At 39.9% G+C, this 13,192-nt stretch carries 11 protein-coding genes, 2 tRNA genes and 2 pseudogenes; 9 read left to right on the top strand and 6 right to left on the bottom strand.

Annotated elements, in window-relative coordinates; all coding sequences use genetic code 11:
- Genes I6852_RS06860 through fliK form a run of 5 tightly spaced genes read right to left on the bottom strand, consistent with a single transcriptional unit; the run spans window position 1 to window position 6,292 of the window.
- Window positions 1–1,146 carry an Eco57I restriction-modification methylase domain-containing protein gene (locus I6852_RS06860; protein WP_197291863.1) on the bottom strand — a complete coding sequence of 382 codons (1,146 nt, stop codon included), beginning with the start codon at window positions 1,144–1,146 and terminating at the stop codon, window positions 1–3.
- On the bottom strand, window positions 1,127–1,744 hold the full coding sequence (locus I6852_RS06855; RefSeq protein ID WP_197291864.1) for a restriction endonuclease: 618 nt from the start codon (window positions 1,742–1,744) through the stop codon (window positions 1,127–1,129). The genes I6852_RS06860 and I6852_RS06855 overlap by 20 nt, the downstream gene beginning before the upstream one ends.
- 50 nt (window positions 1,745–1,794) lie before the next feature.
- Window positions 1,795–3,612, bottom strand: coding sequence for a flagellar hook protein FlgE (locus I6852_RS06850; RefSeq protein ID WP_120872941.1), 1,818 nt, complete (start codon window positions 3,610–3,612; stop codon window positions 1,795–1,797).
- Window positions 3,609–4,682, bottom strand: coding sequence for a flagellar hook assembly protein FlgD (flgD, locus tag I6852_RS06845; protein ID WP_197291865.1), 1,074 nt, complete (start codon window positions 4,680–4,682; stop codon window positions 3,609–3,611). The genes I6852_RS06850 and flgD overlap by 4 nt, the downstream gene beginning before the upstream one ends.
- 50 nt (window positions 4,683–4,732) lie before the next feature.
- Entirely contained in the window at window positions 4,733–6,292 is a 1,560-nt protein-coding gene (fliK, locus tag I6852_RS06840) for a flagellar hook-length control protein FliK (protein ID WP_197291866.1), read from the bottom strand.
- Window positions 6,293–6,559: 267 nt separating this feature from the next.
- Between fliK and pta the strand changes: the two are divergent.
- From pta to hypD, 7 genes and pseudogenes are all read left to right on the top strand, one after another.
- Window positions 6,560–8,110 (top strand): annotated as a pseudogene (gene pta / locus I6852_RS08060) (phosphate acetyltransferase).
- A pseudogene (locus tag I6852_RS06825) lies at window positions 8,107–9,347 on the top strand (acetate kinase). The pseudogenes pta and I6852_RS06825 overlap by 4 nt, the downstream one beginning before the upstream one ends.
- Window positions 9,348–9,421: 74 nt before the next feature.
- Window positions 9,422–9,721, top strand: a complete 300-nt coding sequence (locus tag I6852_RS06820) for a cupin domain-containing protein (protein WP_000454248.1) — start codon at window positions 9,422–9,424, stop codon at window positions 9,719–9,721.
- Window positions 9,722–9,731: 10 nt separating this feature from the next.
- Window positions 9,732–9,860, top strand: a complete 129-nt coding sequence (locus I6852_RS08135) for a hypothetical protein (RefSeq protein ID WP_000973846.1) — start codon at window positions 9,732–9,734, stop codon at window positions 9,858–9,860.
- A gap of 111 nt (window positions 9,861–9,971) precedes the next feature.
- Window positions 9,972–10,700: a hydrogenase nickel incorporation protein HypB gene (hypB, locus tag I6852_RS06815; protein ID WP_000003616.1), complete on the top strand. Its 729-nt coding sequence runs from the start codon at window positions 9,972–9,974 to the stop codon at window positions 10,698–10,700.
- On the top strand, window positions 10,700–10,936 hold the full coding sequence (locus tag I6852_RS06810; protein ID WP_000335444.1) for a HypC/HybG/HupF family hydrogenase formation chaperone: 237 nt from the start codon (window positions 10,700–10,702) through the stop codon (window positions 10,934–10,936). Before hypB ends, I6852_RS06810 begins: the two co-directional genes overlap by 1 nt.
- Window positions 10,937–10,953: 17 nt before the next feature.
- Complete coding sequence (gene hypD, locus I6852_RS06805; RefSeq protein WP_197291867.1) at window positions 10,954–12,066, top strand: hydrogenase formation protein HypD; 1,113 nt, start codon at window positions 10,954–10,956, stop codon at window positions 12,064–12,066.
- Between the two features lie 91 nt (window positions 12,067–12,157).
- Here the strand turns inward: hypD and I6852_RS08050 are convergent, their stop codons facing one another.
- Entirely contained in the window at window positions 12,158–12,682 is a 525-nt protein-coding gene (locus I6852_RS08050) for a hypothetical protein (RefSeq protein WP_231626157.1), read from the bottom strand.
- A 70-nt stretch (window positions 12,683–12,752) separates the two neighbouring features.
- On the opposite strand from I6852_RS08050, the gene I6852_RS06795 reads away from it, so the two are divergent.
- Together I6852_RS06795 and I6852_RS06790 are read left to right on the top strand one after the other, a co-directional pair.
- A tRNA-Gln gene (locus I6852_RS06795) sits at window positions 12,753–12,827 on the top strand.
- 21 nt (window positions 12,828–12,848) lie between these two features.
- A tRNA-Met gene (locus I6852_RS06790) sits at window positions 12,849–12,925 on the top strand.
- The last annotated feature ends 267 nt before the right edge of the window (window positions 12,926–13,192 follow it).

The following is a 13,192-nucleotide window of genomic DNA, read 5'->3' as shown; positions in this document are numbered from 1 at the left end:
CTAATCTAAAAAGTCTTTAGGCAAAAGAGCGTTTTCTAAAGAGCGTTGCGAAAACAAAAAACGCCCATCGCACACAAAGCCTAATTCTTGCCAGTTGATAGCGTTGAGTTTGTCGCAGAGGTTTTGTAAATCTAAGTTTTGGTTATAAGGGAATAGCGCTAAAATAGAGCCGTCATAATTAGGGCATTGGTGGATGAAAAAGGGGTTTTTTTGGCGCGTTTTGGCGTTGACATAAATGCGTTTTTTAGGGGATATGTGATGCATCCTCCCCCATTCAAACCAATTATTTTCATTGAACTTTTTAATCTTTCTTTGCATCAAGCTGTCTTTATGCTGGAGTAAATAATCATTAGGCTCATTGACAAAAACCATTTTTTCTAAAACATTGGTTCTTTTCGTGATTGAGGTGACGAATTCTAAATTCCCGTATTTTTCATTTTTAAAAATCTTATCGCACCCGCTCACTGCCCCCACTTTAACCTTAAAAACCTCGCTTAATTTTTGCGTGTAAGATTGGTTGAGGAAATACAAAATGCCTTTTTTGCACAAAAATTGCAAACCATCGTTGGTGATTCTACTGAAATTGCCCTTACAAAAACGAAAAATCACGCAATTAGGCATGGCGTTTGGGAAAACCTTTTGATCGCCCAGCTCAACAAAATGCGTTATCGTGCCTTCTTTGTAAATCCATTCGTTTAATTTCACGCTAGAAGTGGATTTTAAAAAATCCCTTGGGGTGATGAAAATCAATTCGCCTTTAGGTTTTAAATGCTTGATCGCTTTTTCTATGAAAAACAAGTATAAATTACTCCTTTCATCAAAAAGGCTGTAATGGAGTTTTTCTTTCGTGCTTGGCGCAATATCCTTGTGCTTGACATAGGGCGGGTTACCAATAATCGTGTCAAATTGGTTTTCTAAAGGGTAGTCAAAAAAGTCCATGCAAAGGGCATTTTTAGGGCAGATTTTAGGATCGATTTCAATCCCTACAGCCTTTTTTAAACGCTTTAAAAAACTCCCATCGCCAGCACTCGGCTCTAAAACACTCCCTTGATTGTGTTTGAGAGTGAGCATGAAATCCACTATATTGTTAGGGGTGAAAACCTGCCCTAAAGTTTTAATCTCTAAATTATTCAAAAAATTCTCCAAAAAAATCTTTAAATGTTAAATAAATACTAGATCGTAACTTAACGCTTTTGGATAAAGCGCTTAAGATGAAGTTTTTACTTTCAATAAAGCTTCTTTGAACGATTTCTCTGTTGTTATCCCACTTGCATTGGAAGGGCAAGTTATTGGGCTGAAGAGTTTGAATACCTTTTAAGGAATTGATAAAAACATCTTTAGGATCGTTTTTGTTGATAATCAAAAAATAATAGTCTCTATCGGTGTTTTTGCCTAAGTCTTTATGCAGTTTTTGAAAGTATTTTTCCCATGCAATTTCGTTATTGAAAGTCGGCAATAGGCCACACAACGCGTAATAAATCCCTAATTTGCAATTAAGATTGTCAGCGGTTTTTGTGGTGGTGGTTTTAATATTAACAGGATAAAAAATATCGTTTTCTTCAAAACTAAAATCCCACCACTCTCTGGCTTTTGGTAGTTGGATAGGGAAATGATCCTTGATGGTGTTTAAAATTTCTTCTTCATTGACAGATGAATTTAATCGCCCATCTTGTAAGGGTTGAGACAAATGATAAGGGTTTGTTTTTAAAAATTCTGCAATCTCATTAAGCTGTGTGGGTACCATAAATATCCTTATTAAAAAGGATATTTTACCACACTCCTTATTTTAGCCCCTTATTTTTTCAAGCTAATGGCTTCTTTAATCATGTCATCGCCCGCGCCAAAGGCTCTAGCGTTCATAGAATAGCCTCTTTGCATTAAAATGAGATTGGTTAGGGCGTTACCGGCATTCACATTGCTCGTTTCTAAATATTTATGCCTGATTTTCCCAAACTTGAGCTTGCCCTCTTCGTCCCACCCTAAAATGGGGTTACCGCTTAGGGGTCTGTTTTCGCCATTAATGGTGCCTTCTTGCATTTCATAGAGGTTACCGCCGATTTTTCTCAAGCCTTGATCGTTAGTGAAAGCTAAAATACCGATGCGAGCGACCGGCTCTACCACCCCGTTACTAAAGGCTAGAGAAATCACGCCATTTTCTTCAATGCGCATGTCTCTAAAAATGCCCCTAGGCTTGCCGTCTTGACTCGCTTCTAAGAGTTTGGAGTCTTGATAAGACAAATCGCTAGAATCATGGTTTTCGCTCTTATCTAGTGAATAGGTGAGTTTATTGCCCTTAAAATCCAAAGTCATGGGGGCGGATTTCATTTTATGCGTGGCTGAATCAAAGCCGACAATTTCCCAAGTAGGATCATTGATAGGGGTTTTGTTTTTGGGATCTGCGATGTAGCTTTTCACTTCCCAAGTTTGGTTTTTCCTTTTGCTCGTGGGGCTTGATGTGGGATCGTTGGAATTAGTCATGTAATATTCGCTTTGGAGCAAGTATTTATCCCCAGCTTTGTCATAAATATCCACTTCTGTGCTGTAATAAGGGATTTTAATCGCTACTGAATCCCTGCTGATGCCCTTTTTTAGTTCCATTCCGTTCGCATTCAAGCCCAATTTATCCGCAATGCCCCCACTCAAGCTGAATGTGATAGGCGTTTCGCTAGGATTAGCGATCTCTAATAAAAGGGGGGGGCTTTTGGCGTCTTTTTCGCTTTTGATGAGGTTTAAGTCTAGCCCGGTTTTTTCTTTAAGGAGTTTTTGCAAATCGCCTAAAGTTTTGAATTGGTTTTCGCCTTTTTCAGCGTCCCCATAAGTGAAAACAAAATCCTCTTTTTTGCCATCTTCTTTTTGGATACTGATGTTTAATTTACGATTAGTGATCGCATCTATGGGCTCGTTATCGTCATTCGCTAAAGCGTTAATGTCCTGGTTTAAAAAACGCTCTTTGATGATCTCGCCCTTATCGTTTAAGAAAAAATCTTGCACGCCCTTTAAATGGTCTTTAGGGTTTAGATTCACGCTGATATTCACTTTCGTGCTAAGCACGGGCTGGTAAGTCAAATCTTGGGGGATTTGTAAGGGTGAAAGGGTGTTGCCATGCAATTTTTCAATGTCTTCATCTCTAGCGGTGGAATTGAGCGTGCCGTCTTTGATCTTTTTCAAATCAATGCCATAAACATAATAGCCCTCAGGGGTTACTAAATAGCCATCAGCGTCTCGTGCGAAATTCCCGGCGCGCGTGAGAAAATTATCCTGTTTTTTGCTAAAGCCATCTTTATTAATGGTCATTTCCCCATTCTTATTGGGCCCTATCACAAACCAGCCCTTGCCTTGATACGCCATATGAAATTCCCCCTCACTTGGCATGTATTCCCCATCTTTATTAGAAAGGACATTGCCTGAGCCTGTAACGCCGTAATTTCGGTCGTTAGCCACAACGGATTTGGCGTTTAAAGCGTCTAAATGCGAAGAAAACAAGGTCTTAAACTCCGGATCATTGGAGCGATAGCCTAAAGTATTGACATTGGCGATGTTGTTTGAAAGGCTGTCAATACCAAACTGGTGGGTCTTGATTCCGCTATAAGCGTTTAATAAGGTGTCGTTCATGCTGTCTCTTTAGGGGGGGTTTGTTCAAGGGGTTTCTGTGGTTTTTGATCAGAGAGCTTTTGAGGCTTTTGATCAAGTGGTTTTTGCTCAAGGGGTTTTTGATCCGAGAGTTTTTGATCAAGGGGTTTCTGATCAAGCGGTTTTTGTTCAGAGATTTTCTGTTCAAGGGCTTTTTGATCAAGTGGTTTTTGATCCGAGATTTTTTGATCAAGGGGTTTCTGTGGTTTTTGATCAGAGAGTTTTTGTTCAAGCGGTTTTTGATCCGGTTTATAAAACTCTATCGCGCTGTCTATGGGTAAAATCATTTCGCCCATTCTTAACATGGGCTTGCCTTTATCAAAAATCACGCTTTCCACTTCGCCCCTACCAATGCGCGTTTGCAAATACTGCTTGCTTTGAGAGTCTAAATTGTATTCAGCCTTGATTTTGTAATTGCCTTTAGGGACTTTTTCGCCCTTTTCGTTTGTGCCGTCCCATTCAAAATTGATATACCCCTTTTGCCCGTTATAATCTTTTAAAGGAATCGTTTTGACTAATTCATTGTTTTCATTTAAGATTTGAATCGCTGGCACTCCTTTAGAAGCGTCAATTTTTTCATCAAAAAAGAGCGAAAAAGAAAGCTTGTTATTGCCGTCAAAATTCGCTCCGCTCACATCGGTTTCAGCGATTTTGCCTATCATGCTCACAGAATTAAGTGCACTTACTTCCCTTAAAGCGTTATTCGCTTTCAGGCTATCGTCCATGCCTTTATTCAAGTTTTCCATGGTGTCTTTTAAAGCGCCTTGAAAGTCTTTTAAAGATTCGTTAGTTTCTTTATTGGATTTCATGGCACTGGCGACTTCTTGCATGGTTTTTTTGTTTTCTTCTTGCATTTCCACTTGTGTGAGCTGCGCGGTTTGGGTGATGATTTTATCCGTTTCCATAGGAGCGGTGGGGTCTTGATTTTTCAATTGCTCTAAAAAGAGTTTCATGAAAGCGTTTTTATCCAACCCGTTAGCGATCGTGGGCTGCTCTTTTTTCCTTTCTTGTGCGGCTTTAGCTCCTGTAACTTCTGCTAAATCAATAGCCATGATCTCTTCCTTATTAAAGATGTCTTATTATAGAGCAAACTTGCTTAAAATCACGCATAAAGAGTGATTTGCATGCTCGTTTCTTGGTTTTCATGGTCTGTGTTCTCTTGGTAGCTTTTTAGGGCGTTTTCTTTTAAGGGGGTTAATTCCTGCTCTTTAAATGGCTCTTTGAATGGCTCTTTGGGTTGCTCTTTAGAAGAATCTTGCGAAAAGCTCAAATCCACCCCTTCAAAGCCTAAAGCGTTCAGGCTGTTTTTAAGATCTTGTTGGTTGTCCAAAAAGGTTTGTAGGCTGTTGTTATGAGAAATCACGCTCACTTTAAGGTTTTTACCCACTTTTTGAATAATCACTTCAACCTTGCCCAATTCCTTAGGGAATAAATCCATAGAGATCCTACTCATGGGGGGTTTGTATTCTTGGATTTCTTGCTTTAATTGTTGGGTGAAATGCTTGATCGTCTCTTTATGGGTAACGCTTTTATTCTCGCTTGTCTTATCGCTAGCTTGGGTGTTTTGCGCGTTTTGAGCGCTGTTATTGGTTTCTTTAGCTTTTTCTTTATTATCGCTTGCTTCTTTAGTTGTTTCTTCTTTTTCTAGGGGCGTTGGAATATTATCGTTAGGGGGGTTAGCTCCTATTAAAGGCATTAAAGGGGGCGTTTTAAGAGGGATTTTAGGGGCATTTTCTGGCGTTGCGCTTGGGGTTGTAGTCTGGGTTTTAGCGTGAATAGGGGTTTTTTCTGGCTTTTTTTTAGAAAGCGTTTTATCCCTTTTAATGGCGTTCATTTCTAAAGCTTCCTTTAAAGGGGGCGTTTTTTTTTCATTATTTTGGGGGTTTGCGTGTTCTTTATTTTGCGGTTCTTTTTTTTCTAAGGATTGCAAAACGCTAGAAAGGTTGGCGGTGTTTTTAGCGTCGTTCTTTGCAAGGGTATTATTAATAGGCGCTTGCGTTGTTTTTAAAGCAAGATGATCGCTCGCATTTAAGGAGTTTTTATTTTCTGGGGTCGTGGCCGCTTGAATGTTGCTAGCGTTTAAGTCATGTTTTTGGCTGAGCGTTTGGATGTCTTTAAGGGTTTTTGGATCTTTAGCGTTATGGGTTGGGGTGGTGGGGGTTTTGATAGCGTTGTTAGCGTGGTTAGTGGAGGTTATAGGGTTTTTATTAGGCAAGTTTGTTTGATGAGCGCTAGAAGTAACTCCATTAGACTTTTTTTCATTCTTGTTTAAAGTTTCGTTAGGGGTTTTGGGGTTAGTTTCATTAGCCTCATGGGTTTCATGTTGAGCCTTATGTGGGGCTGTTGTTTTTTGGTGGTTGAGCCAATCTTTTAGGGTAGGGGCTTGTTGGTCTTTAATGGGATTTTGAGCGTGTTGGTGGGGTAGGGTAGGGGTTTTTTCAAGTGCTTTAGCGTCCTCTTTAGCGTCTTTGGGCGTGGCTTTTAAAGCGCTAGGGTTTGAATTTTTAGAGGCGGTTTTGTCTTTAGAGACCTTTTGGTTTAAGATCTTACTGAAATCCTTTGATGTGCTTTTAGGGGCGTTTTTGGTGTCTTTAACTTCGTTTTTCGCCCCGCTATTTAAAGCGTTTGCGTTGGTGTGAATGGGATTAACAGGAGATGGCATGGTTATCCTTTAAAACAACTCTTTTATTTTACATGATGGAAGCCAAGCAAAAAGAGTTCCTTAACTCTGTTTTGATTGGAATTATAAAATATTGTTTTTAATCTTTAAAAAATTGGTTTTTAAAATTTTGTTTTATAGCTGGCGTCAAGCTCTTTTATATTAGTGTTGTAAAAATGCTAAAAGCCTTTTTACAAAATCATGGTTTCGTTTAGGTTTAATTAAAATTTGCTACAATTAAATAAAAACGATGATTTTAGGGAGATTGGCATGCAAAGTTTGTGGATTTATCCAGAGGATACGGAAGTTTTAGGGGGTTGCTTGTAGGAGCCTTTTAAAAGCGCTAAAACTGCGCTATCAAAAAATCGCCTTGTTTTCGCCCATTGATGGGGGGTGCGAGGGCTTTTGGGAGTGTGAGGGCCTAAGCTCTTTAGAGGTTCATAGTGCCATAGACAAATAAAAGGCTTTAGAGCTTGTAAGTGCTGCTCAAGAAGAGTTACTATTTGAAACGATTCTCAAACGCTATGATGAATTACAATCCACGCATGATTTTGTCATTAATTTAGGGTATGCGCCGAAGTTTTTCTTAAACGCTCTTTTAGATTTAAACACCATTTTAGCCAAGCATTTAAACGCTCCTGTGGTGGCTGTCGCGCAAACGAGTTTGGAATATTTGAAAGCCATGCATTCTCATATTCTCAAAAAAGAAGCCCCTTTCGCTGTAGGGCTATTTGCGGGCGAAATGCTTGAGAAACCACATTTTTTGAGCGCGTCTCTTTGCAAGCAACAATGCGAATTAGAAGCGAACGCGATTGAAAATTTGTTGCAAACAAAAAGCGAGATTATTACCCCTTTAGCCTTTCAAAGGAGTTTGGAAAAAAAGGCTAAAAATCAGATTAAAAAAGTCGTTTTACCCGAGAGCGAAGATGAAAGGATTTTAAAAGCCGTGCATCGTTTGAACGCTATGGGTGCGGTAGGATTGATTTTATTAGGCGATAAAGAAGCCATTAATTCGAAAAATTTGAACTTGAATTTAGAAAATGTAGAAATCATTAATCCCAACACCTCGCATTATAGAGAAGAATTCGCTAAAAGCTTGTATGAATTGCGAAAATCAAAGGGATTGAGTGAGCAAGAAGCTGAGCGATTAGCGTTGGATAAGACTTATTTTGCGACCATGCTCGTGCATTTAGGATACGCGCATGCGATGGTTTCTGGGGTCAATCACAGCTGAGACCATTAGACCCGCTTTACAAATCATTAAAACCAAGCCCGGCGTGAGCCTGGTTTCAAGCGTGTTTTTAATGTGTTTAGACACTCAAGTGTTAGTCTTTGGGGATTGCGCGATTATCCCTAACCCTAGCCCTAAAGAATTAGCCGAGATCGCTACCACTTCTGCGCAAACCGCTAAGCAATTCAATATTGCGCCTAAAGTGGCTTTACTCTCTTATGCGACAGGCGATTCCGCTCAAGGCGAAATGATAGACAAAATCAACAAAGCTAGAGAAATCGCGCAAAAATTAGATCCCCAATTAGAAATTGATGGCCCTTTACAATTTGACGCTTCCATAGATAAAGGCGTAGCGAAGAAAAAAATGCCTAACAGCCAAGTGGCCGGGCAAGCTAGCGTTTTTATTTTCCCGGATTTGAACGCCGGGAACATCGCTTATAAAGCGGTGCAACGGAGCGCTAAAGCCGTGGCGATAGGGCCTATCTTACAAGGTTTGAACAAGCCCATTAACGATTTGAGTAGGGGGCGCTTTAGTGGAAGATATTATTAACACCGTTTTGATTAGCGCCATTCAAGCGCAAGATTATTGATAGGAGAAATGATGGAAATTTTAGTTTTGAATCTGGGCAGTTCGTCTATCAAGTTTAAATTGTTTGACATGAAAGAAAACAAGCCCTTAGCGAGCGGTTTAGCCGAAAAAATCGGCGAAGAAATAGGGCAGTTGAAAATCAAATCGCATTTGCACCATAACGATCAAGAATTAAAAGAAAAGCTTGTGATTAAAGATCATGCGAGCGGGCTTTTAATGATTCGTGAGAATTTAACGAAAATGGGGATCATCAAAGATTTCAATCAAATTGACGCTATAGGGCATCGTGTGGTTCAAGGGGGGGGATAAATTCCATGCCCCGGTGTTAGTGGATGAAAAAGTCATGCAAGAAATTGGCAATCTTTCTATTTTAGCCCCTTTGCACAACCCGGCGAATTTAGCCGGTATTGAGTTTGTTTTAAAAGCGCACCCCCATATCCTTCAAATCGCTGTTTTTGACACCGCATTCCATGCCACTATGCCCAGTTACGCTTACATGCATGCGTTACCTTATGAATTGTATGAAAAGTATCAAATCCGGCGCTATGGTTTCCATGGGACTTCACACCATTATGTGGCCAAAGAAGCGGCGAAATTTTTGAATATCGCTTATGAGGAATTTAACGCGATCAGTTTGCATTTAGGGAACGGCTCAAGCGCAGCCGCCATTCAAAAGGGTAAAAGCGTGGACACTTCTATGGGGCTAACCCCTTTAGAGGGCTTGATTATGGGCACAAGGTGTGGGGATATTGACCCCACTGTGGTGGAATACATCGTGCAATGCGCAAATAAGAGCTTAGAAGAAGTGATGAAAATGTTAAATCATGAAAGCGGTTTGAAAGGCATTTGTGGGGATAATGAGAAACATAGAAGCCAGAAAGGAAAAAGGCGATAAACAAGCCAAACTCGCTTTTGAAATGTGCGCTTATCGCATTAAAAAGTATATCGGAGCTTACATGGTAGTCTTAAAAAAAGTAGATGCGATCATCTTTACAGGGGGATTAGGGGAAAACTACTCGGCTTTAAGAGAGAGCGTGTGCGAGGGCTTAGAAAATTTAGGGATCGCTTTATGTAAGCCCACGAACGACAATCCGGGCAGTGGGTTGGTGGATTTAAGCCAGCCTGATACTAAAGTCCAAGTTTTACGAATCCCTACTGACGAAGAATTAGAAATCGCTTTACAAACCAAAAAGGTTTTAGAAAAAAACAGAATAAAGAATTGTTTAAGAAATCTATAAGAAATTTTTGGGTAAAAAATTAGCTTTCTTAAATTAAGTTCTAAATTAAGAAAATATCACACTAGGAGTTTTTGATGGAAGTGGTTCATTTTTTAGAGGGTGTTTGTTTTGAGAAACTTCATATTGAAGCGTTGAGTGAAAATTCTTTGACTAAAGAAATCCGTATTTGCATGCCTAAGGGAGCTGTCATGGACAAACACAAGGCCCCGGGAGCGATTAGCGTGCAGGTTTTAGAGGGCAAAATCGTTTTTGAAGTGGGAGATGAAAAAATAGAAATGCCTAAGGGAGCGTTAATCAGCCTAGAAGCCCAAGTTTTGCATCGTTTGGACGCTTTAGAAAATAGCGTTATAAGGCTATCTTTGAGTAAAAAATAAGGAAAATCAAATGATGAAAGCCGTTTTTATCAATGTTTGGTATTTGCTTTTAACGATCATTTTATTAATCATCATATGGAGGATCATTAAATTAGTGTTAAAAGATAAAAACGACAGCGACGATAAGGGGTTAGGGTAAAGCATGTTTTTGATCTAAAAAGATGAGCCAAGAGGATAAAAGAAGTCGTTAAATCATAGTCGTTTAATTAAGCACGCTACAATACGAAAATTTTAAAAGAAAGGAACAAGCATGAGCGAACAACGAAAAGAATCTTTACAAAATAACCCTAATTTGAGTAAAAAAGATGTCAAAATCGTGGAAAAGATTTTAAGCAAGAACGACATTAAAGCCGCTGAAATGAAAGAGCGCTACCTACAAGAAGGGCTGTATGTGTTGAATTTCATGAGTTCTCCTGGCAGCGGTAAAACCACGATGCTAGAAAATCTAGCGGATTTTAAAGACTTTAAGTTTTGCGTGGTAGAGGGCGATTTGCAAACCAATAGAGATGCGGACAGATTGCGTAAAAAAGGCGTGAGCGCGCACCAAATCACCACCGGCGAAGCGTGCCATTTGGAAGCGAGCATGATTGAAGGGGCGTTTGATTTATTAAAAGATGAGGGAGCGTTAGAAAAAAGCGATTTTTTAATCATTGAAAACGTGGGGAATCTGGTTTGTCCTTCAAGCTATAATCTAGGAGCGGCGATGAATATCGTTTTACTCTCCGTCCCAGAGGGCGATGATAAGGTGCTAAAATACCCTACGATGTTCATGTGCGCGGATGCGGTCATTATCAGTAAGGCGGACATGATTGAAGTGTTTAATTTCAGGGTTTCTCAAGTCAAAGAAGACATGCAAAAATTAAAGCCTGAAGCGCCTATTTTTTTAATGAGCTCCAAAGACCCTAAAAGTTTGGAAGATTTTAAAAACTTCCTTTTAGAAAAAAAGCGTGAAAATTACCAATCCACGCATTCGTTTTAATGTGTTTAGCGATCCCCTCTAAAGTCATAGCCATTAACGATAATGTGGCTATTTTGGAGACTTTGGGCGTTCAAAGAGAAGCGAGTTTGGATTTAATGGGCGAGTCCGTTAAAGTGGGCGATTATGTGTTGTTGCACATCGGCTATGTGATGAGTAAGATTGATGAAAAAGAAGCCCTAGAATCCATTGAGCTTTATCAAGAAATGATCGCCAAAATGAACGAAACGCATGAATAAATGCATGCATAAAAACAATGAGCGTTGATCACCTCATTTCGCCCTTTAGAGATAAGCAAACCATTTTAGCGCTCTCTAATGCAATCAAAAAACTCGCTTCCAAACTCACAAAAAAATTAGTCATCATGGAAGTGTGCGGAGGGCATACGCATTCTCTCATGAAATACGGGCTTTTAGATTTGATGCCCAACAATTTAGAGTTTGTGCATGGGCCAGGATGCCCGGTATGCGTGATGCCAAGAGCGCGCCTTGATGAAGCTTATGAACTCGCTACAATCAAAGACAGCATCGTTTTGAGTTTAGGGGATATGATGAAAGTCCCAGGGAGCTATGGGAGTTTGATACAAGCCAGAGAAAAGGGGCTAGATGCGCGCTTTTTGTATTCGCCCATGCAAGCTTTAGAGATCGCTAAAGAAAACCCTACTAAAAAAGTCATCTACATTGCGATCGGTTTTGAAACCACCACGCCCATGACAGCGAGCGTTTTAAACAACGCCAAAAAAGAAAAATTAAAAAATCTTTTTTTCCACATCAACCACATTTTAGTGCCTCCCAGCGTGAGCACAATTTTAAAAGATCCAGCATGCCAGATCAACGCTCTTTTAGCCCCTAGCCATGTGAGCGTGATGAACGGCGCTCAAATCTATGCTCCTTTAGTGGATCGCTTTAAACTCCCCATTATCGTGAGCGGTTTTGAGCCGGTGGATATATTAGAAAGCGTGCTGATGCTTCTTAAACAAGCCTTAAACAAAGAAGCCAAGCTAGAAATCCAATACAAAAGAGCGGTAAGCTATGGGGGGAATACAAAAGCGCAAGAGTTAGTCAATGCGTGCATGGAAGTGAGAGAAAATTTTGAATGGAGAGGCTTAGGGAATATCAAACGTTCCGCTCTCAAACTCAAAGAAGCGTTCGCTTCTTATGACGCTGAAAAAGTCTTTAAAGAACATTTAACCCACAAAACCTCTAAAGAAAACAAGGCATGCAAGTGCGGGGAGATTTTAAAAGGCATCGCTAAGCCCCTAGACTGCTCGCTATTCGCTACAACTTGCACCCCGCAAAACCCGATCGGCAGTTGCATGGTCAGCTCTGAGGGGGCGTGCGCGGCGTATTATCGTTACAAGCGCGTTTGAGCTTTGAAAATTGCTCTAAGCCCCTAGACTGCTCGTTATTCGCCAAAACTTGCACCCCGCAAAACCCGATCGGCAGTTGCATGGTCAGCTCTCAAGGGGGCGTGCGCGGCGTATTATCGTTATAAGCGCGTTTGAGTTTCAAAAATTGCTTTTTGGTGAAATCGCTCAAGCCTTCGCAATTGACATCCACGCTAACCGGTTTTTTAGGGGGCTTTTCTTTTTTTTCAACCGGTTTTTGGTAAGGCCTTTTTCTCACGCTCGCTTGGATAGTTTTAAAATCAAAAGGGTAATTCAAAGCTTTTAGGGTTTTTTGCGTTTCTTTGAAATGGGTTTTTAGGTTGTTAGTGTAATGATCTTGTTCTATTTTAAAGGCTTTCAAATAGCTAGGGTGCGTGAAATAGATTTTTAGGATGTGATTTTCTATTTTAGCGTATCTAAACCCTTTTTTTAAATCCCCTAAAGCTTGAGAAACATAGCGCTTAAGTGCTTCTCTTTTCTTGAGTTGGAGCTTTAAATTTTTAAACGCAGACACTTGAGCGATTTTTTTAAAAAGCAAAAAGGTTTCTTTCTTTTTCAAATAGCGTTTGTAAATTAGGGGGTCAAATCCATTTTCCATGATGAAATTATAGCATTTTAGCTTGACTTTTTTAAAAAGCTTTTGTATAATGCTTCTTTTACTTTGTTGTTGGGGTGTCGCCAAGCGGTAAGGCACCAGGTTTTGGTCCTGGCATTCCGAGGTTCGAATCCTTGCACCCCAGCCATTTTTTTCCTTTTAGCGTAATCGCGGAGTAGAGCAGTCCGGTAGCTCGTTGGGCTCATAACCCAAAGGTCAGTGGTTCAAATCCATTCTCCGCAACCATTCTTTCAGATCGCACCACCAAAGCATACCACCAAATCGCACCAAATGAAACAAAAAGCGTCAAAATCAAAAAAATGACAACATTTTTAAGAAAATGAAAAAAAAAAAAAAAACGCTTTTATGTTATAATGCTCCAAATACATTCTATTGGATGTATGAAATCTACTAAATCCAATCCAATTTAAAAAGGAAAAACATGAAAAAACACATCCTTTCATTAACTTTAGGCTCGCTTTTAGTTTCCACTTTGAGCGCTGAAGACGACGG

The organism is Helicobacter pylori (assembly GCF_015904775.1).
GTDB classification, from domain to species: Bacteria; Campylobacterota; Campylobacteria; order Campylobacterales; family Helicobacteraceae; genus Helicobacter; species Helicobacter pylori_DM.
The sequence above is the reverse complement of the archived record's forward strand: the minus strand, read 5'-3'. Positions and strand labels throughout refer to the sequence as shown.

Excerpts from the sequence above, each read along its gene's own strand:
- I6852_RS06855 (WP_197291864.1), bottom strand. The coding sequence starts at position 1,744 with ATGGTACCCACACAGCTTAATGAGATTGCAGAATTTTTAAAAACAAAC.
- I6852_RS06850 (WP_120872941.1), bottom strand. The coding sequence starts at position 3,612 with ATGAACGACACCTTATTAAACGCTTATAGCGGAATCAAGACCCACCAG.
- flgD (WP_197291865.1), bottom strand. The coding sequence starts at position 4,682 with ATGGCTATTGATTTAGCAGAAGTTACAGGAGCTAAAGCCGCACAAGAA.
- fliK (WP_197291866.1), bottom strand. The coding sequence starts at position 6,292 with ATGCCATCTCCTGTTAATCCCATTCACACCAACGCAAACGCTTTAAAT.
- I6852_RS06820 (WP_000454248.1), top strand. The coding sequence starts at position 9,422 with ATGGAAGTGGTTCATTTTTTAGAGGGTGTTTGTTTTGAGAAACTTCAT.
- I6852_RS08135 (WP_000973846.1), top strand. The coding sequence starts at position 9,732 with ATGATGAAAGCCGTTTTTATCAATGTTTGGTATTTGCTTTTAACGATC.
- hypB (WP_000003616.1), top strand. The coding sequence starts at position 9,972 with ATGAGCGAACAACGAAAAGAATCTTTACAAAATAACCCTAATTTGAGT.
- I6852_RS06810 (WP_000335444.1), top strand. The coding sequence starts at position 10,700 with ATGTGTTTAGCGATCCCCTCTAAAGTCATAGCCATTAACGATAATGTG.
- hypD (WP_197291867.1), top strand. The coding sequence starts at position 10,954 with ATGAGCGTTGATCACCTCATTTCGCCCTTTAGAGATAAGCAAACCATT.
- I6852_RS08050 (WP_231626157.1), bottom strand. The coding sequence starts at position 12,682 with ATGGAAAATGGATTTGACCCCCTAATTTACAAACGCTATTTGAAAAAG.